Raw genomic sequence first — 18,832 nt, forward strand, 5'->3', positions numbered from 1 at the left:
ACGAAAACTAATGTTTGCCGAGGTGGGCAAATGTTTGTGCCAGGTTGCGTTAACGGTCGGCTTTAAGCAAAGTCAATCTTATCAGCTTATTCATCAAAAACAATCGGTGTTTACCCTTAGTGCCGAAATTCCGGTCCACAAACGGTTAAATACCCACGCTGCATTGCGGCGAGGCAATCGCGCCTAGGGTTTGTTGCCTTTCGGAACGTCCTTGCAAAGCTCCCCATCCGGCAATTTTCACAGTAGAATGCACGGGCCTGATCAATTGGGCGCCCCGCCCAACCCGAACGAAGCGTGTATGCAAAAAAGCCCGGCCCTGCCCATCGAAATCAAGATCTCCACGGTCGTCGCCATCTCGACGATCCTCCATTCGGCCGATCCGCTGGCGATTGACGCCGCGCTGAAACAGATGACCGGCGGCGTGTCGGACTTTTTTGAAGATGAATTCGCCGTCATCGACGTCGGCGCGATCGCAGCGGACAGCCCGTCGATCGACTGGCGCGCGCTGGTCGAGCTGCTCAAGAAATACCGCCTGAACGCGGTGGCCGTGCGCGGCGCCACGCCCGACATGGCCGACGCGATCCGCGCGCGCGGCCTGTCGCTCGACGACGGCAGCAGCGGCGCCAAGCCGCTGGCCGGCGAAGCGCTCGCCGCTCCTGCCAAGCCGGCACCGGCGCCTGCGCCCGTTGCCGCGCCGGCCCCGCAGCCCGTCCCCGTAGCCGCGCCCGGCGCCATGATCATCGACACCCCGGTGCGCGCCGGCCAGCGCATTTACGCGCGCGGCTGCGACTTGATCATCACGGCGGCCGTCAACAACGGCGCCGAAGTGATCGCCGACGGCAGCATCCATGTTTACGCACCATTGCACGGGCGCGCGCTGGCCGGCGCCTCGGGCAACGCCGAGTCGCGCATCTTCGCGCTGTCGATGCAGCCCGAGCTGGTATCGATCGCCGGCGTGTACCGCACCTTCGACGACGGCTTCCCGCCGGAACTGGCGCGCCAGCCGGCGCAAATCCGCCTGGTCGGGGACCGAATCGATATACTGTCGCTCAGCCCGGCAGCCCGCGCCTGAACTCACCCACTATAAAGGACCTATTTGTGGCACGAATTATTGTTGTGACATCCGGCAAGGGCGGCGTCGGCAAGACGACCTCCTCGGCCAGCTTCTCCACCGGCCTGGCAATGCGCGGCCACAAGACCGCGGTGCTCGACTTCGACGTCGGCCTGCGCAACCTCGACCTGATCATGGGTTGCGAGCGGCGCGTGGTGTATGACCTGATCAACGTCGTCAACGGCGAAGCGACCCTGAACCAGGCGCTGATCAAGGACAAGCACTGCGACAACCTGTTCATCCTGCCCGCTTCGCAGACGCGCGACAAGGACGCGCTGTCGGAAGAAGGCGTCGAGCGCGTACTGCACGACCTGATCAACATGGGCTTCGAGTACATCATCTGCGATTCGCCGGCCGGCATCGAGCACGGCGCGCTGATGGCGCTGACGTTCGCCGACGAAGCGATCATCGTGACCAACCCGGAAGTGTCGTCGGTGCGCGATTCGGACCGCATCCTTGGCATCATCCAGGCCAAGTCGCGCCGCGCGCAGACCGGCGCCGAGCCGGTCAAGGAACACCTGCTGATCACGCGCTACTCGCCGAAGCGGGTCGAGAACGACGAAATGCTGTCCTACCAGGACGTGCAGGAGATCCTGCGCATTCCGCTGATCGGCATCATTCCGGAATCTGAGTCGGTGCTGCACGCTTCGAACCAGGGCAATCCGGCGATCCATTTCAAGGGCACCGACGTGGCCGAGGCCTACGAGGACGTGGTGTCGCGCTTCCTCGGCGCCGACCTGCCGCTGCGGTTTACCAGCTACGAAAAGCCAGGACTCCTGCAGCGCATTTTTGGGACAAAGTGATATGGCCCTGCTTTCCTTCCTGTTCCCACCCAAGACGAAAACCGCCAGCCAAGCCAAGGAGCGCCTGCAGATCATCATCGCGCGCGAGCGCACGGTGCGCGGCGGCCCGGACTTCCTGCCGGCCCTGCACCGCGAGCTGATCGAAGTGATCTCGAAGTACACCAAGGTCAATGCCGACAACATCAAGCTGTCGCTGGACCGCCAGGGCAACCTGGAGGTGCTCGAAGTGAACGTGGTGCTGCCCGACGCGTGATGGAAAATGGGGACTCGGCGTCCCCGTCGATCCGCAGGACCAGACCCCGGACTTCGGCCGGCGGCGCGTGATCATCGGGGTCTGGTCCCGCGGACCTGAGATGTACCGAGTTTGGTGGACATCCAAATAGGGGACAATACGTTCCATGGATACCAAACTCGTAAAATCATCTGAAAACCAGGTCTTTAGCCCGGAGTTCAAGCTCCAAGCGGTTGAACGTCTGAAGCAATGCGATAACGCCGCGGCGCTGGCGCGAGAGCTCGGCGTGCGTCGAAATCAGCTTTATAAATGGGCGAAGCGGGTCGACTTGGTCGGCCCGGACTTGGCGTTTCGACCGCCTGGGCGCCCGCCAGCTGGCGAGGAAGACGAGCTGACTCGGCTTCGCAAGGAGAACCTTCGCCTGGCACTGGAGCTCGAAATTCTAAAAAAAGCCGAGGCGTACTTCATGCGCCGATAGCGCTGAGGTACGCCTTCATTCGCGAGCATGCCGAGATGTATCCGGTCGGGCTGATGTGCCGCTTACTTGGCGTAAGCCGAAGCGGCTACCATGCCTCGCGCTGTCGCCCTATGAGCCCGCGCGATAGCGCGGACATCGCCTTGATTGCGAGGCTTCACGAGATCGACGCGGAACACCGGCGCGCTGCAGGCGTCATCAAGATGTGGCGGGTGCTACGCGCGGAAAAAAATCCATGCGGGCGAAATCGAGTGGCACGTCTACGACGTTGCGCCGGCATTCAGACGCTTCGAACCCAACGACTGCAAAGCAAACCAGCACCGCAACAAAAAGAACCGCCAGCCCCGAATCTGGTGAACCGGAAATTCAAGGTCGCCGTTCCAAACCGCGTGTGGGTGGGCGACATGACGCAAATCACCACGCGGACGGGGATAAGCCATCTGTCGATATTCCTGGATTTGTCCACGCACGCTGTCATTGGCTGGGCGATGGGAACGAGCCAGACCGCCGCCCTGGCCGTGCAGACGATCGAAGCGGCCATGGAGCGATATCGCCCGCCGCCAAGGCTCGTTTGCCACACGGATCAGGGATCGCCTTACGGCTCGAAGAAGTTTCGCGACTACCTCGAGTCGAAGGGCGCAATTGCGAGCATGAGCCGCAAAGGGAACTGTCACGATAACGCGGTTGCGGAGAGCTTCTTCTCGAACCTGAAGAACGAGTTGACGCATCACTTCGTGTATGAAGATCACGCTGCCGCGGTTGCCGCCGTCAAAGATCATATTGAGGTGTACTACAATACAATCCGACTTCATCAATCGCTCGGCTACAAAACGCCGGCGCAGGTCCAGGCGCAGCACATGTGTTGCTAATTAACCTGTCCACCAAACCGGTGCATCTCAGACCTGACCCCATTTTCAGTTTACGGGTCGCGCCGGCTTGAGCTTGTCGGCCACCTTCGCGCACGCTTCCACGTGCTGATAGCCGAGCTGGCGGAACACCGTGAACCCGATCGCCGCCGACACCGCCGACCCGGCAATCGGCACCAGCTTGGCGGCCGTCTTGGTTGCCACCTTCACGCCGACTTTCTTGAACAGCTTGAGCAGCAGCTCGCGCGTGACCAGGCGACCCACCATCATCCCGCCCATCCCCACTGCCGCCTCGTAGGCGATCATCCGGAACTTCGGCTGCAGCCGGCTGACCTGCTCGGGCGTCAGGCCAAATGCCTCGTTGACTTCTTCGACCAGTTTCGCGAACAGCGACAGGTCCGACACCACGTCGAGTCCCGGCAGCGGCACGGCCGAGAAGCCGGCGGCGACGGTGGCGCGCCGGCGCACCATGCGGCGGCAGCGCTCGCGCACGCTGGCGATGTCCTTGTCGGTGCCCGGAATCAGGGTCCAGTCGGTGGAAAGCGTTTCTGCCATGGCAAACGGCCCCCTCTCTTGTGAAATTTCCTACTGACTAAAATGATGATTGAAAACCTAGTTTTTCCAGTGTACCTTGTAATTGTCCGGTCAGATTGCACTGCTGAACGGGATACGGAACACGGCAAAAATTGTCATTTTTGTAGCAATTTTTTGTAAATGTCTGTTATATTTACAGTAACTTTTCATCTGTAATCGTAGGATAGATCCTACAAACAACAACCGTTTCCCAGAGCCATCATGCGAATAGCCGTCCTTGATAATGACCGCAGCCAGGCCGACCTGATTTGCCAGGTGCTGACCGGCGCGGGCCACACGTGCCAGTCCTTCGACAACGGCAAGGAGATGCTCGGCGCGCTGAAGAAGGACAGCGCCGACATGCTGATCCTCGACTGGCACGTCAACGACCTGACCGGGGCCGACGTGCTCAAGCGCGCCAAGGAAAAGCTGGCGGCGCACGCGCCGACGATGTTCTTGACCAACAACTCGGGCGAGGACGACATCGTGGCCGGCGTGGGCGCGGGCGCCGACGACTACATGATCAAGCCCTTGCGGCGCGGCGAACTGCTGGCGCGGGTGCAGGCGCTGCTGCGCCGGGCCTATCCGTCGCAGAACGGCGCCGAGCAGCTGCAATTCGGGCAATACGTGTTCGAGACGCGGCCCGGACGCCTGCTCAAGGATGGCTCGGTGATCGACGTCACCCACAAGGAGTTCTACCTGGCGCTGCTGTTCTTCCGCAACATCGGCCGGCCGCTGTCGCGCGCCTATATTCACGAAGCGGTGTGGATCCGCGAGACCGCGGTGCCGTCGCGCACCATGGACACCCATGTGTCGCGGGTGCGGAACAAGCTGCAGCTGCGGCCGGAGAACGGCTTCCGGCTGGTGCCGGTCTACAGCTACGGCTACCGCCTCGAAAAGATGGGCGCTTGACGCTTGTCGTTCTTGCGGAGGGGGGGCGCCGAGCCCAGGAACCCATGCTGACGTTGCACGGCGTTGCCGATCGACTAATCACGTTCTGTATGGGTTCCTGCCTGCGCAGGAACGACGGCACTTCCTCGCGCTATAATGTGGGCTTACGTTCCCATCCGCCCCCACATGCAACTGCTTGCCGTCGGCCTCAACCACACCACTGCACCGGTCTCGCTGCGCGAGCAACTGGCGCTGGCGCCTGACCAGCTCGGCCAGGCGGTGCGCGCGGCGCGCGGCTGGTTTGCCCGCATCGACCAGCAGGGCGGCGACGAAGCGGCCATCCTCTCTACCTGCAACCGCACCGAGATGTACGCGGCCAGCCGCGCCCCCAATCCGCTCGACGCCAGCGCCCACTTCCTGGCCGATTATCACAAGCTCAACGTCGCCGAACTGCGCCCGCACCTGTACATGCTGCCGCAGGACGCCGCCGTGCGCCACGCCTTCCGCGTCGCCTCCGGGCTCGATTCGATGGTGCTGGGCGAGCCGCAGATCCTCGGCCAGATGAAGGACGCGGTGCGCCTTGCCGACGAAGCCGGCGGCCTTGGCACCTATCTGCACCAGATGTTCCAGCGCAGCTTCTCGGTCGCCAAGGAAGTGCGCACCACCACCGCGATCGGCGCCCACAGCGTATCGATGGCCGCCGCCGCGGTGCGCCTGTCGCAGCGCATCTTCGACAAGGTCGCCGACCAGAACGTGCTGTTCATCGGCGCCGGCGAAATGATCGAACTGTGCGCCACCCACTTCGCCGCGCAGAAGCCGAAATCGATCACCATCGCCAACCGCACCATGGAACGCGGCGAGACGCTGGCGCGCCGCTTCGACGGCCGCGCGATCACCCTGTCCGCGCTGCCCGAGCAGCTGGCGCAGTTCGACATCGTCATCTCGTGCACCGCATCGACCCTGCCGCTGATCGGCCTGGGCCTGGTCGAGCGCGCGATCAAGACGCGCCGCCACAAGCCGATGTTCATGGTCGACCTGGCCGTGCCGCGCGATATCGAGACCGAAGTCGGGCGCCTCGACGACGTGTTCCTGTACACCGTGGACGACCTGGGCACGGTAGTGCAGACCGGGATGGAAAACCGCCAGGCCGCCGTCGCGCAGGCCGAGGCGATCATCGAGACGCGCGTGCAGTCGTTCATGCACTGGGTCGGCGACCGCGCCGTGGTGCCGGTCATCCAGGACCTGCACGAGTCGAGCGAAGCGATGCGCCTATTCGAACTCGAACGCGCGCGCAAGATGCTGGCGCGCGGCGACGACATCGACGAAGTGCTCGATGCGCTGTCGCGCGGCCTGACCGCCAAGTTCCTGCACGGCCCGCAGCAGGCGCTGCACCGCGCCCAGGGCGACGAGCGCGCCCGCCTCGCCTCGCTGCTTCCCCAGCTGTTCCGCGGCCGCCGTTAGCGCCGCCACGCTTCGCCGCACCCGGGCGCCCTCGCGCGTCCACTCCCTTCACCTGATCAGAGCACCCTATGAAACCATCCATGCTGGCCAAGCTGGACCAACTGGCCAACCGCCTTGCCGAACTTGACGAACTGCTGGCGCACGAAGGCGCAACGTCCAACATGGACAGCTACCGCAAGATGAGCCGCGAGCACGCCGAGATCGGCCCGCTGGTGGCGCTGTACGGCCAGTTCGGCCAGGCCAACGCCGACATGGCCGAGGCGCAGCAGATGCTGTCCGACCCGGACATGAAGGAGTTCGCGCAGGAGGAGATCGAGTCCGCCAAAACGCGTCTTGCCGACCTCGAACTCGAATTGCAGAAGATGCTGCTGCCGAAGGACGCCAACGACGAGCGCAACATCTTCCTCGAGATCCGCGCCGGCACCGGCGGCGACGAGTCGGCCCTGTTCGCCGGCGACCTGCTGCGCATGTACACCCGCTTCGCCGAGCGCAATCGCTGGCAGGTCGAGATGGTGTCGGAGTCGCCGTCCGACCTGGGCGGTTACCGCGAAGTGATCGTGCGCCTGGTCGGCAACGGCGTCTACTCCAAGCTCAAGTTCGAGTCGGGCGGCCACCGCGTGCAGCGCGTGCCGGCCACCGAGACCCAGGGCCGCATCCACACCTCGGCCTGCACGGTGGCGGTGATGCCGGAGGCCGATGAAGTCGAAGACGTCAATATCAACCCGGCCGACCTGCGCATCGACACCTTCCGCGCGTCCGGCGCCGGCGGGCAGCACATCAACAAGACCGATTCGGCGGTGCGCCTGACCCACCTGCCGACCGGGATCGTGGTCGAGTGCCAGGACGACCGTTCGCAGCACAAGAACAAGGCGCAGGCGCTCAAGGTGCTGGCCGCGCGCATCAAGGACGTGCAACTGCGCGAGCAGCAGTCGAAGGAAGCGGCCACGCGCAAGAGCCTGATCGGTTCGGGCGACCGCAGCGAGCGTATCCGCACCTACAACTTCCCGCAGGGGCGCATGACCGACCACCGCATCAACCTGACCTTGTACAAGCTCGATTTCATCATGGACGGCGACCTGACGGAGCTGACCAACGCGCTGGCCGCGGAACACCAGGCCGAACTGCTCGCCGCCCTCGGCGACTAATAAAGGTTGTCGTTCCCGCGAAGGCGGGAACCCATACTGAGCCTGAACTTAGTTTGCCATTCCTTGCACATTCAGCATGGGTTCCTGCCTGCGCAGGAACGACGCGCCGAGAGTGTGCGAAAATCGCTGCTGCTCTCAATCGCCCAACAAAAGATCATGATCAAATCCCGTAGCCTGCTGCTCGCCATCGCCACCACCTGCCTCGCCCTGATCGGCGCCGCCCTGTACCTGCAGCACGTGAAGGACATGCTGCCCTGTCCCCTGTGCGTGATCCAGCGCTACCTGTTCCTCGCCATCGCGCTGTGCTGCTTCGTCGGCGCCATCGGCGACAAGCCGCGCCTGGGCGCAGGCCTCGGCCTGCTCGGCGCGCTCGGCGGCCTGGGCGTCGTCGGCAAGCACCTGTACGTCCTGGCCCACCCCGGATTCTCGTGCGGCATCGACCCGGTGGAAACGGTCCTCAACAAGATCCCGACCGCCACCGCGCTGCCATGGCTGTTCCGCGCCGACGGCCTGTGCGAAAACGCGGTCGACACCTTGTTTGGCCTGTCGATTCCGCAGTGGTCGGCGCTCTGGTTCGTGCTGTTGACGGGCGCGCTGGTGTACCTGCTGGTGCGCCGCCAGCGATGAGCATCCAGGCCGGCGCCACGGTCGGCGCGGTGCAGGCGGCGCTGCCGCTCGACCCGCTCGAGAACCGCATCCTGCTGTGCCACGCGCTCGGCCTCACGCGCGTCGGCCTGATCACCCAGTCGCACCGCGCGCTGACCTCCGATGAAGCGGCCACGCTCGACGCGCTGGTGGCGCGCCGCCTGGCCGGCGAACCGATCGCCTACATCGTCGGGAAGCGCGAATTCTACGGCCTCGATTTCCACGTCACCGACGCGGTGCTGATTCCCCGTCCCGACACCGAACTGCTGGTGGAACTGGCGCTCGAACGGCTGGCGCCCGGCGCCTCCGTGCTCGACATGGGCACCGGCAGCGGCGCCATCGCGGTGGCCATCGCGCACACCCGCCCCGACGCGCGGGTGACCGCGCTCGACGCCAGCACCGGCGCGCTCGACGTCGCGCGCGCCAACGCCGCGGCCAACGCCGCGAACGTCGCCTTCCTGCACAGCGACTGGTACGGCGCGCTGGCCGGCGTCATGTTCGGCATGATCGTCTCCAATCCGCCCTACATCGCCAGCGGCGACACCCACCTGTCCGAGGGCGATTTGCGCTTCGAGCCGGTGTCGGCGCTGACCGACCATGCCGACGGCCTGTCGGCGCTGCGCACCATCATCGCCGGAGCCGGCCCGCACCTGGCGCCGGGCGGCTGGCTGCTGCTCGAGCATGGCTACGACCAGGCCGATCAAGTGCGCGCGCTGCTGACCGCGCACGGCTACGACCAGGTGCAAAGCTGGCGCGACCTGGCCGGCATCGAGCGCGTTTCGGGCGGCACCCTGGGGTGATCCAGGGCGGCGCTGCGCGCTGCGCTCCTTTGATAAAATGGTTCTCCGCCCCCGGAGCCGCGCATGCGTAGACTGTTCGCCATCTGTGTTTTCATGTTCGCGCCCGGCGCCGCCTTTGCCGCCGACACGGCGGACCAGCAGGCGCGCGCCCTGTTCGCCGCCGACTGGCAGTGGCGCCTGCAAAACCAGCCCGAATTCGCCACCGCCGTGGGCGACGCCCGCTACAACGGCGCGCTGTCCGACACCTCGCTCGCCGCCAGCCGCAGCGCCACCGCGCACGAGCGAAAGGTCCTCGACCAGGCGCGCCTGATCGAACGCGACCGCCTCACCGGCCAGAACCAGCTGTCGTACGACCTGTTCGTCGACCAGAAGGAACGGCGCCTGAAGGCCGCCAGCTTCTATCCGTACAACGCGCAGCCGCTCACCGCGCAGGACGGCATCCACATCAGCTTTGCGCGGCTGGTGGCGCAGATGCCGTTCGCCACCGAGGCCGACTACCGCAACTACCTGTCGCGCATCGACGCCCTGCCGGCCCACGTGGACGGCATCATCGAGCAGATGCGCGAAGCGATGCGCAGCGGCTGGACGTCGCCCAAGCCCATCATGCTGGCGCTGCCGGCCATGCTCAGGCAGCTGCGCGAGACCATGCCCAACGGCGCGCTTGGCCTGCCCTTCCGCGAAATCCCCGCGACGATTCCGAAGGAGGTGCGGGACGAACTGGCGAGCGCCGGCCCGGCCGCGCTGCGCACCAAAGCGGCGCCGGCGCTGCAAAAGCTCGAAGAATTCGTGCGCAACGAATACCTGCCGGCCGCGCGCGACACCATCGCCGCTTCCAGCCTGCCGGGCGGCGCCGACTGGTACCAGTTCCTGCTTGCAGACAGCACCGACCTGGCGCCGGCCGCCGTCCACGCGCTCGGGCTGAAGGAAGTGGCGCGCATCCGCGCCGAGATGCGCGGCGCGATCGCCCGCACCGGCTTTCGCGGCACGGTCACGGAATTTTTCGCGTTCGCCAACAGCGACCCGCGCCTGTTCTACGCCAGCGGGGACAAGCTGCTCAATCGCTACCGGCGGCTGGTCGCGCGCGCGACCGACGGCTTGCCGCGCCTGTTCTCCAGCGTGCCGGCCGAGCCGCTGGCGGTGCGCCAGGTGCAGGGCGAGAACCAGGGCGCGGCGTATTACGAGGCCGCCGCCAACGGCCGTCCCGCCGCGCTGGTGGTGAACACCTCGCTGCTGGCCACCCGCGCGCTGTGGGAAACCGAAACGCTGGCCCTGCACGAAGGCGTGCCGGGCCACCACCTGCAAGTGGCGCGCGCCCACGAACTGGCCGACCTGCCCGATTTCCGCCGCTTCGGCTGGAACCGCGCCTTCGGCGAGGGCTGGGCGCTGTATGCCGAAAGCCTGGGGCCGGAGCTGGGCTTCTTCGCCGATTCGTTCTCGGCCTTCGGGCGCCTGAACTCGGAACTGCTGCGCGCGGCGCGCATGGTGGCCGACACCGGCATCCATGCGATGGGCTGGAGCCGCCAGCAGGCGCTCGACTACCTGGCCGCGAACACCGCCAATGCCGCATCCGACAACGAGGTCGAAGTCGACCGCTACATCGCGCAGCCCGGCCAGGCGCCGGCTTACAAGATCGGCCAGTTGCGCATCAAGGCGCTGCGCGAAAGGTCGCAGGCGGCGCTGGGCGAGCGCTTCGACATCCGGCGCTTTCACGGCGCGGTGCTCGACAACGGGCCGATGCCGCTGGCGATGCTCGAACAGCAGGTCGAGCGTTGGATCAAGGCGGCGGCGCCCGCGCCCAGGCCGGCGCCGCCCGGCTAGCGGTTTTTTCGGGGCGGCTCCGGCGAAAAATGCGGTTTTCGGTTACTCTCTGCACCAATTCATCGAGCAGTACAAGAAAGGATCACAACGTGTCGAACCAATTGACCCGCCGCCTGGCACTGCTGGACGACGATGCGCACCGCGCCCTGCTGGGCCAGGGGCTGCGCGGCATCGAACGCGAAACGCTGCGCGTCGACCGCAACGGCCACCTCGCCCGCACCCCGCATCCGCGCGCGCTCGGCTCGGCGCTGACCCATCCGCAGATCACCACCGACTACGCCGAAGCCCTGCTCGAGTTCATCACCCCGGCCGAACATGACATCGGCCTGACCCTGCAACAGCTCGACACCATCCACCGCTACGCCTACACAAAACTGGGCGACGAGATGCTGTGGAGCGAGTCGATGCCGTGCGAGCTGCCCGGCGAAGCCGACATCGAGATCGCCAACTACGGCAGCTCGAACATCGGCATGCTGAAGCACGTGTACCGGCGCGGCCTGGCGCTGCGCTACGGGAAGGCCATGCAGTGCATCGCCGGCATCCACTACAACTATTCGCTGCCCGAGAAGCTATGGGGCGTGCTGCTGGCCAGCGACGGCATCCCGCAGGAACGGCGCACCGCGCTGCGCGACTTCCAGTCCGAGAGCTACATCGCCCTGATCCGCAACTTCCGCCGCTACAGCTGGCTGCTGATGTATTTGTTCGGCGCCTCGCCGGCGCTGTCCACCGGCTTCCTGCGCGGGCGCCAGCACAAGCTCGAGACGCTGTCCGACGACACCCTGTACCTCCCGTATGCGACCAGCCTGCGCATGAGCGACCTCGGTTACCAGAACGACGCGCAGTCCGGCCTGACGCCGCACGAGAACAGCCTGGAGAGCTACGTCACGACGCTGATGGACGCGGTCAGCCGCCCGTACCCGCCGTACCAGGAGCTGGGCACCAAGAAGGACGGCGAGTGGATCCAGCTGTCCACCAACGTGCTGCAGATCGAGAACGAATACTATTCGACGATCCGGCCCAAGCGCGTGATCCGCACCGGCGAGCGGCCGGTGCAGGCGCTGTGCCGGCGCGGCGTGCAGTACATCGAAGTGCGCTGCCTCGACGTCGATCCGTTCGAGCCGGTCGGCATCTCGCTCGAGACCGGGCGCTTCCTCGACGCCTTCCTGCTGTTCTGCGCGCTCGACGAAAGCCCGCTGATCAACGTCGGCGAGAGCGCCATCCACGCCCGCAATTTCGCTCGCACCGTCAAGGAAGGCCGCCGCCCGGGCCTGACGCTCACGCGCGGCGGCGAGGAAGTGGCGTTGAAGGATTGGGCCAATGAACTGATCGAGCGTATCCGCCCGGTCGCCGCGCTGCTCGACGACCAGCACAACGAAGGCGGCGTGCACGCGGCCTCGCTGGCGGCGCAGCAGGCCAAGATCGACAACGTGGCGCTGACGCCGTCGGCGCGCGTGCTCGAAGAAGTGCGCGCGATTGGCTCGTCGGCGGCGTTCGGCCTGAAACAGAGCGAGCTGCACGCGGCCTACTTCCGCGACGGCGCGCTGATGCCGGCCGAGAAAATGCTGTTCGACGAGCTGACCGCCTCCTCGCTGGCCGAGCAGGCCGCGATCGAAGCGGCGCCTGGCCCGAACTTCGACGACTTCGTCGCCGCCTACAACAGCAGCACCCTGTGCTGTGAGTAGCCATGCTGGCCTTCTATAACGAGCACCACGCCCAGCACCGCGGGCAGCACGAGATGTTCCGCGGCGAGCTGGTGCCGTGCTTCGAGAAGCCCGAGCGGGCCGACATGGTGGTGGCCGAATTCGCGCGGCGCGGGCTGGGCAAGATCGTCACGCCGCACGGCGTGCCGCTGGTGTCGCTCGAACGCATCCACACCCCGCGCTACCTGCACTTCCTGCGCACGGCGTGGAGCGAGTGGACCGCGCTCGATCCGGCCAATGCCGGCCGCGACGCGTTCCCGTCGGTGTGGCCGATCCGCGGCATGCGCTTCGACATCGAACCGGACAACTTCGCCGCGCGCATGGGCCTGTACTCGATGGACAGCGGAACCCCGCTGACCGCCGGCACCTGGATCGCGGCCAAGACCGGCGCCGACTGCGCGGTCAACGCGGCCCATGCGCTGCGCCTCGGCGAGCGCGGCACCTTCGCGCTGACCCGGCCACCCGGCCACCACGCCGGCGCCGATTTCTTCGGCGGCTACTGCTTCCTGAACAACGCCGCGCTGGCGGCCCAGCACCTGCTCGACGACGGCGCGGCGCGCGTCGGCATCCTCGACATCGACTACCACCACGGCAACGGCACCCAGAGCATCTTCTACAGCCGCAACGACGTGGTGTTCACCTCGATCCACGCCGACCCGCGCGCCGAATATCCGTTCTACCTTGGCCACGCCGACGAAACCGGAGATGGCGCTGGCGCCGGCTTCAACATGAACCTGCCGCTGCCGGCCGGATCGAGCTCCGCGCATTGGTTCGCCGCGCTGGAGACGGCCTGCATCAAGCTGACTTCAAGCGGCGCCGAAGCGCTGGTGGTGTCGCTCGGGGTGGACACCTTCGCCGGCGACCCGCTGTCGCACTTCTCCCTCACCAGCGCCGACTTCCTGCGCATCGGCGAGCGCATCGCGCATCTCGGCCTGCCCACCGTGTTCGTGCTCGAAGGCGGCTATGCGGTGGCCGAAATCGGCATCAACGTGGTCAACGTGCTCGAAGGCTTCGAGACGGCGGCATAAGCAATCCAGGACCGATCATGACCGAATGGCAGTGGCGTACCTTCGCCGAACTCTCCAATTACGATGTGTACGAAGTGATGGCTCAGCGCCAGCATGTGTTCGTGCTCGAGCAGCAGTGCCTGTGGAACGACTTCGACGGCCTCGACCAGGACGCGCACCATTTGCTCGGCTGGCAGGTCATCGACGGCAAGCGGCAACTGGTGGCCTACCTGCGCTGCCTTGCGCCGGGCGCGAAGTACACCGAAATGTCGCTGGGGCGCGTAATGACGTCGAAGGCCGGGCGCGGTTCGGGCGTGGGACGCGAGCTGGTCGCTCTGGGGATCGCGCATGCCGAGCGCCTGTATCCGGGACATCGCATCAAGATCGGCGCGCAGATGTACCTCGAGAAGTTCTACGCCAGCTTCGGCTTCGTCACCATCAGCGCGCCGTACGAGGAAGACGGCATCATGCACGTCGACATGCTGCGCTAGCACGTCGGGGTCTGGTCCTGCGGACCTGACCCCATCTTGAATTCGGGTGTCGGACCAAAATGGGGTCAGGTCCGCAGGACCAGCCCCCCGGTTTCAAAAGCTGACGATGAAGCGCGCCCCCGCGCTGACCGATTTGACGTGGCGCACGGTGCCGCCATTGCCATGAATGAGCTGGCGCACCATCGCCAGGCCGATGCCGCCGCCCTGCTTCCTGGTCGTGAAAAACGGCGTGAAAATATGCGCCGCCAGTGCATCGGGCACGCCGGCCCCATTGTCCGCCACCTCGATCCGCAGCCTGCCGCCGCGTCCCAGCCGCGCCGTCACCAGCGCCTCCGCATTCGGCGTTTCGGCGGTCGCCTCAAACGCGTTCTTCAGCAGGTTGATCAAGGCCTGTTCCAGCTGCCCCGGATCGACCATCAGCTCCAGCGAGCCCGGCTCCACGGTGAACGCGGTGCGCCCGCCGCGTGCGCGCCAGGCCGGGTCCACCAGCGCCGACAGCCGTTCGAACAGTTCGCCGAGGCGCACCAGTTCCGGCCGCGCCGCCGGCACGTTCGACAGGCTGCGGTAGCTGCCGACGAAATCGACCAGGCTGTCGGCGCGCCGGCTGATCGCGTCCAGCGCGGTGACCAGGTCGGCGCTGACGTCCGCCGGCAGGCCGGCGCGAAACTCGTCGAGCAGCGCGTGCGCCGTGCGCGACAGCGAGGCCACGGGCGTGAGCGAATTCATGATCTCGTGGGTCAGCACGTGCACCAGCTGGCGCCACGCGTTCAGCGCTTCGGCTTCCAGCTCGCTTTCCACCGGCATCAGCGCAGCCAGCCGGTGGGCGCTGCCTTGCAGGGTCAATGCGGACACCGATACCAGCGCGCGCTCGGCCCCGCGCTCGGTGTCGAAACCGATCATGCCGCGCTGGTCGACTCCTTGCGCCGCCAGCTGGCGGTACAGGTCCGCCGGATCGCTGGCGCGTCCCGGCGCGACGAGCCGGCGCGCATTCGCATTGAGCGGCGCCACGGCGCCCGCGGGATCGACGCGGAACAGCGCGATCGGCGCATGCTCGAGGCGCGCTTCGACCGCCAGCGCGTTGTCGAGCAGGTGCTGGCGGTCGGTCGGCAGCGGGTCGGGAGGCGCGGCGGCGCGCAAGGCGCTGCGCGGAATCAGCCGGTTCAGGCCGCGCCACAGCAAGGCAAGGCCGGGCAGCGCCCCCAGCATGCACAGCACCGCCAGCCGAGGATCCTGGCGTACGGCGCCGGCGCCCCACGCCAGCGCGAGCGCGCCGCACAGGCCCAGCACAATGGAAACCTTGGGCGAGCGTTCAGATGCCATGCTTGCCCAGCTTGCGGTACAGGGCGGCGCGGCTCACGCCGAGCATCTTGGCGGCGTGGCTGATATTGCCCTTGGCCTGCTCCAGCGCCGCGGCGATGGTGTCGCGCTCCACCGCGCCAAGGCGCATCGGCGCCGGCGCGGCCAGCGCGGCCGCTGCGACGGGCGCCGCAGCAGCGCCCAACCCGAAGTCGGCATACCGGTATTGGTCCGCGCCGCCAAGGATGACGGCGCGTTCGCATGCATGGCGCAGCGCGCGCACGTTGCCTGGCCAGTCGAAGCTGCACAGCTGGTCCAGCGCGCCGGCATCGATCTGGCGCGCCGGCCGCTGGTACTGGCTTTCGTACAGCGCGACGTAATGCGACAGCAAAGCCGGGATGTCGCCGGCGCGTTCGCGCAGCGGCGGCACGCGCAGCACGATGGTATTCAAGCGGAACAGCAGGTCGGGGCGGAACACGGCGGGATCGAACAGGCGCGCTTCATCGAGGTTGGTGGCGCTGACGATGCGCACGTCGATCGCTTCGGCGCGGTCGGCGCCCAGCGGCGTCACCTCGCGCCGCTCCAGCGCGGTCAGCAGCTTGGCCTGGCCCGCCAGCGGCATATTGCCGATCTCGTCGAGGAACAGCGAGCCGCCGCGCGCGGCCTGGAAGCGCCCCGGCCGGTCGCCCTTGGCGTCGGTGAAGGCGCCGCGCCGATGGCCGAACAACTCGCTTTCGAAGGTCGATTCCGGCAGCGCGCCCATGTCCACCGCGAGGAAGGTGGCGGCGGCGCGCGGCGACGCCTGGTGGATCGCGCGCGCGACCAGCTCCTTGCCGACGCCGTTCTCGCCCAGCACCATCACGTTGGCCTCGGTGGGCGCAACGCGGGCGATCATCGCCTTCAGCTCGCGCATCGCGTCAGACTCGCCCATCAGCGACGAGGCGCCAAGCGCCGGCTTGTGGCGCGCCAGGGCGTTGTCGACGGCGGCCACCAGGCGCTCGTTGTCCCACGGCTTGGTGATGAAATCGCCGGCCCCGCGCTTGAGCGCCTCGACCGCCAGCGGCACGTCGGCATACGCGGTCAGCGCGATCACCGCGGGCGGACGCGCTTGCGCGCGCAGCTGGTCGAGCACCGCGAGGCCTTGCGCGCCGTCGATGCGGCCGGGCGTGAAGTTCAGGTCCAGCAGCACCACGTCGGGCACGCCGCCGGCCAGCAGCGCGGCCAGGCCGGCCGGGTCGTTCAGGGTGGCGACCTTGCCGTAGCGGCGCCGCAGCAGCAGCTGCGCGGCGCAGGCGACATCGGGGTCGTCGTCGAGGATCAGGATGCTGGCGGCGGGATCGGTCATGCGGCATTCTAGCAGCAGGTTTCTTGCGCGGCGACCGCCAATTTGAAGTGTTCATTTCCGAACACCCGCGACTGTCCGGATCCGGACAAACCCGTCCGAAAAGCAGCCGCAAACCCCGCAAAACGGGCTGGCACGGCGCTTGCAATGGTGACGGGTGAACCCACTTTTAACGGACGACAGCGATGGATCGACTTCCCGAACATGTAGCCGCAACCGGCGCCGCGATGGACGTGCGCGTGCCCAGGCGGCGCGGCCCCCTGATTGCACGCATCGCCGCCGGCGCCGCGGCGCTGGCCGCCTGCGGCTTCATCGGATGGCACTATATGCCGCGCGGCCTGCAGGTCGCCGCCCAGGACGTGCGCATCGCGCGGGCCGAACAGGGCATGTTCCTCGACGATATCGTGGTGCGCGCCAGCGCGGAGCCGCTGAACTCCGTGATCCTCGACTCGGTCGAGTCGGGCCGCGTCGAGGAAGTCTTCGCGAAGGACGGCGCGATGGTCAAGAAGGGCCAGCTGCTGTTCCGCCTGTCGAACCCGCAGCGCAACCTGGAACTGCTGGCACGCCAGGCCGAACACGCGCAGCAGATCTCCAACCTGTCGAACCTGCGGGTGGCGCAGGAAGCCGGCCGCACCGACCACCAGCGCCGCCTGTCCGATCTGGCGTTCGCGCTGGAACAGGCGCAGAAGCAGCACGCGCGCAACGTGAAGCTGGCGGCGCAGGGCTTCATCTCCGGCGTGGCGCTGGAGGAGTCGGCCGACAAGCTGGCGCAGCAGCAGCGCGCGTACCAGCAGGAGCGCGACAGCACCGACACGGAAAATCGCGTGCGCGGCGACGCGCTGACGCAGATGTCGACCGCGATCAAGGGCCTGCAATCGGGCCTGCAGCTGGTGAACGCCACGGTCGACGCGCTGGCCGTGCGCGCGCCGGTGGACGGCATGCTGACCGGCTTTCGCCTGCAGGTGGGCGAGACCGTCAAGACCGACCAGCACATCGGCCGCATCGACGATCCGAACCGCTTCAAGCTGTCGGCGCAGGTCGACGAGTTTTACCTGAACCGCGTCGCGGTCGGGCGCCATGCGACGGCCCGGCTGGGCGAGCGCACCTACGCGGCCGACGTCAGCACGATCTACCCGCAGATCAAGGAAGGCCGCTTCACGATCGAGCTGGTGTTTACCAAGGAGCAGCCGCCGGTGCTGAGCCCTGGACAGAGCCTCGATGTGCAGGTGACACTGGGCGAACCGGGCAAGGCGACGCTGCTGCCGAACGGCGCCTACCTGAACGAGACCGGCGGAGCTTGGGTGTTCGTGGTCGGGCGCGACGGCGAAACGGTGACGCGGCGGGCGATCCGCAGCGGGCGCCGCAGCAATACGCAGGTGGAAGTGCTGGCGGGCCTGGCCCCCGGCGAGCAGGTGATCGTATCGAGTTACGCGGCGTTCGAAAAAACCGAGCGCCTGCAATTGACCAAATAAGAAAAGGAAGAACAGCATGTTGAAACTTGTAGGCGTCAGCAAGATCCACCTGGCCGGCGAAGTGCAGACCACCGCGCTCGACCGCATCGACCTCGACATCGACTGCGGCGAATACGTCGCCATCACCGGCCCGTCGGGCTGCGGAAAGTCGACTCTCCTGGGCCTGCTGGGCCTTCTCGATGTGCCCAACAGCGGCGAATACTGGTTCGAGGGCCAGAACGTGGCCGGCTGGAGCGAGGCGAAGCTGAACACCTTGCGGCGCGGGCGTGTCGGCTTCATCTTCCAGAGCTTCAACCTGATCGAGGAGCTGTCGGTGTTCGAGAACGTCGAACTGGCGCTCGAATACACCGGCACGCCGGCCGCCGAGCGGCGCAAGCGGGTCGGCGCCATGCTCGAGCGGCTCGGCATCGCGCACCGCGCCACGCACCGGCCGTCGCAGCTGTCGGGCGGCCAGCAGCAGCGCGTGGCGATCGCGCGCGCGCTGGTGGCGGGACCCGCGATGCTGCTGGCCGACGAACCGACCGGCAACCTGGATACCGCGCATGGCGACGAGGTGATGCGCCTGCTGCGCGACATCAACGCCGAAGGCACCACGGTTGTGATGGTGACCCACTCGCCGGCGCACGCGGCCCAGGCTTCGCGCACGCTGCACCTGCTCGACGGGCGCATCGTGGTCGACGCGCTGCAGGCAGCGGCTTGAGGAG

At 66.8% G+C, this 18,832-nt stretch carries 19 protein-coding genes; 16 read left to right on the forward strand and 3 right to left on the reverse strand.

Annotation, left to right across the window (positions count from 1 at the left end; genetic code table 11):
* The first annotated feature begins 298 nt into the window (after positions 1–298).
* The 5 genes from minC to Q4S45_RS20010 all read left to right on the forward strand — a co-directional run bounded on the left by minC (position 299) and on the right by Q4S45_RS20010 (position 3,490).
* A complete protein-coding gene (gene minC / locus Q4S45_RS19990) occupies positions 299–1,072 on the forward strand; it encodes a septum site-determining protein MinC (RefSeq protein WP_305507158.1) in 774 nt (257 codons plus the stop codon).
* A gap of 26 nt (positions 1,073–1,098) precedes the next feature.
* Positions 1,099–1,914 (forward strand): septum site-determining protein MinD, encoded by an 816-nt coding sequence (gene minD / locus Q4S45_RS19995; RefSeq protein WP_305507159.1) that lies wholly within the window; start codon positions 1,099–1,101, stop codon positions 1,912–1,914.
* Between the two features lies 1 nt (position 1,915).
* Positions 1,916–2,167 carry a cell division topological specificity factor MinE gene (minE, locus tag Q4S45_RS20000; RefSeq protein ID WP_305507160.1) on the forward strand — a complete coding sequence of 84 codons (252 nt, stop codon included), beginning with the start codon at positions 1,916–1,918 and terminating at the stop codon, positions 2,165–2,167.
* Between the two features lie 145 nt (positions 2,168–2,312).
* The gene (locus Q4S45_RS20005; protein ID WP_305505222.1) at positions 2,313–2,624 is read left to right on the forward strand and encodes a transposase; all 312 of its coding nucleotides are present in this window, start codon (positions 2,313–2,315) and stop codon (positions 2,622–2,624) included.
* Between the two features lie 17 nt (positions 2,625–2,641).
* Positions 2,642–3,490 (forward strand): IS3 family transposase, encoded by an 849-nt coding sequence (locus Q4S45_RS20010; RefSeq protein WP_305512157.1) that lies wholly within the window; start codon positions 2,642–2,644, stop codon positions 3,488–3,490.
* 45 nt (positions 3,491–3,535) lie between these two features.
* Here the strand turns inward: Q4S45_RS20010 and Q4S45_RS20015 are convergent, their stop codons facing one another.
* A complete protein-coding gene (locus tag Q4S45_RS20015) occupies positions 3,536–4,042 on the reverse strand; it encodes a hypothetical protein (protein ID WP_305507161.1) in 507 nt (168 codons plus the stop codon).
* Between the two features lie 240 nt (positions 4,043–4,282).
* On the opposite strand from Q4S45_RS20015, the gene Q4S45_RS20020 reads away from it, so the two are divergent.
* From Q4S45_RS20020 to Q4S45_RS20060, 9 genes are all read left to right on the forward strand, one after another.
* Positions 4,283–4,972 (forward strand): response regulator transcription factor, encoded by a 690-nt coding sequence (locus Q4S45_RS20020; protein ID WP_305507162.1) that lies wholly within the window; start codon positions 4,283–4,285, stop codon positions 4,970–4,972.
* A gap of 165 nt (positions 4,973–5,137) precedes the next feature.
* Entirely contained in the window at positions 5,138–6,412 is a 1,275-nt protein-coding gene (gene hemA / locus Q4S45_RS20025) for a glutamyl-tRNA reductase (RefSeq protein ID WP_305507163.1), read from the forward strand.
* Positions 6,413–6,480: 68 nt separating this feature from the next.
* Positions 6,481–7,557, forward strand: a complete 1,077-nt coding sequence (gene prfA / locus Q4S45_RS20030) for a peptide chain release factor 1 (RefSeq protein WP_305507164.1) — start codon at positions 6,481–6,483, stop codon at positions 7,555–7,557.
* 156 nt (positions 7,558–7,713) lie between these two features.
* Positions 7,714–8,184 carry a disulfide bond formation protein B gene (locus tag Q4S45_RS20035; RefSeq protein ID WP_305507165.1) on the forward strand — a complete coding sequence of 157 codons (471 nt, stop codon included), beginning with the start codon at positions 7,714–7,716 and terminating at the stop codon, positions 8,182–8,184.
* A complete protein-coding gene (gene prmC, locus Q4S45_RS20040) occupies positions 8,181–9,002 on the forward strand; it encodes a peptide chain release factor N(5)-glutamine methyltransferase (RefSeq protein ID WP_305507166.1) in 822 nt (273 codons plus the stop codon). The genes Q4S45_RS20035 and prmC overlap by 4 nt, the downstream gene beginning before the upstream one ends.
* Positions 9,003–9,065: 63 nt before the next feature.
* Positions 9,066–10,820, forward strand: coding sequence for a DUF885 family protein (locus tag Q4S45_RS20045; RefSeq protein ID WP_305507167.1), 1,755 nt, complete (start codon positions 9,066–9,068; stop codon positions 10,818–10,820).
* An 89-nt stretch (positions 10,821–10,909) separates the two neighbouring features.
* Entirely contained in the window at positions 10,910–12,502 is a 1,593-nt protein-coding gene (gshA, locus tag Q4S45_RS20050) for a glutamate--cysteine ligase (protein ID WP_305507168.1), read from the forward strand.
* 2 nt (positions 12,503–12,504) lie between these two features.
* Positions 12,505–13,548 (forward strand): histone deacetylase family protein, encoded by a 1,044-nt coding sequence (locus tag Q4S45_RS20055; protein ID WP_305507169.1) that lies wholly within the window; start codon positions 12,505–12,507, stop codon positions 13,546–13,548.
* 17 nt (positions 13,549–13,565) lie between these two features.
* Positions 13,566–14,018 (forward strand): GNAT family N-acetyltransferase, encoded by a 453-nt coding sequence (locus Q4S45_RS20060; protein WP_305507170.1) that lies wholly within the window; start codon positions 13,566–13,568, stop codon positions 14,016–14,018.
* 93 nt (positions 14,019–14,111) lie between these two features.
* On the opposite strand, the gene Q4S45_RS20065 is transcribed toward Q4S45_RS20060, so the two are convergent.
* Positions 14,112–15,338 carry a PAS domain-containing sensor histidine kinase gene (locus Q4S45_RS20065; protein ID WP_305507171.1) on the reverse strand — a complete coding sequence of 409 codons (1,227 nt, stop codon included), beginning with the start codon at positions 15,336–15,338 and terminating at the stop codon, positions 14,112–14,114.
* The gene (locus Q4S45_RS20070) at positions 15,328–16,659 is read right to left on the reverse strand and encodes a sigma-54 dependent transcriptional regulator (protein WP_305507172.1); all 1,332 of its coding nucleotides are present in this window, start codon (positions 16,657–16,659) and stop codon (positions 15,328–15,330) included. Before Q4S45_RS20070 ends, Q4S45_RS20065 begins: the two co-directional genes overlap by 11 nt.
* Before the next feature lie 182 nt (positions 16,660–16,841).
* Between Q4S45_RS20070 and Q4S45_RS20075 the strand changes: the two genes are divergently transcribed.
* Positions 16,842–18,128, forward strand: coding sequence for an efflux RND transporter periplasmic adaptor subunit (locus Q4S45_RS20075; protein ID WP_305507173.1), 1,287 nt, complete (start codon positions 16,842–16,844; stop codon positions 18,126–18,128).
* 16 nt (positions 18,129–18,144) lie between these two features.
* A complete protein-coding gene (locus tag Q4S45_RS20080; protein ID WP_305507174.1) occupies positions 18,145–18,828 on the forward strand; it encodes an ABC transporter ATP-binding protein in 684 nt (227 codons plus the stop codon).
* Positions 18,829–18,832 lie beyond the last annotated feature (4 nt).

The sequence above is a fragment of the Massilia sp. R2A-15 genome, from assembly GCF_030704305.1.
In the GTDB taxonomy this organism is placed as follows: Bacteria; Pseudomonadota; Gammaproteobacteria; order Burkholderiales; family Burkholderiaceae_D; genus JAFCUW01.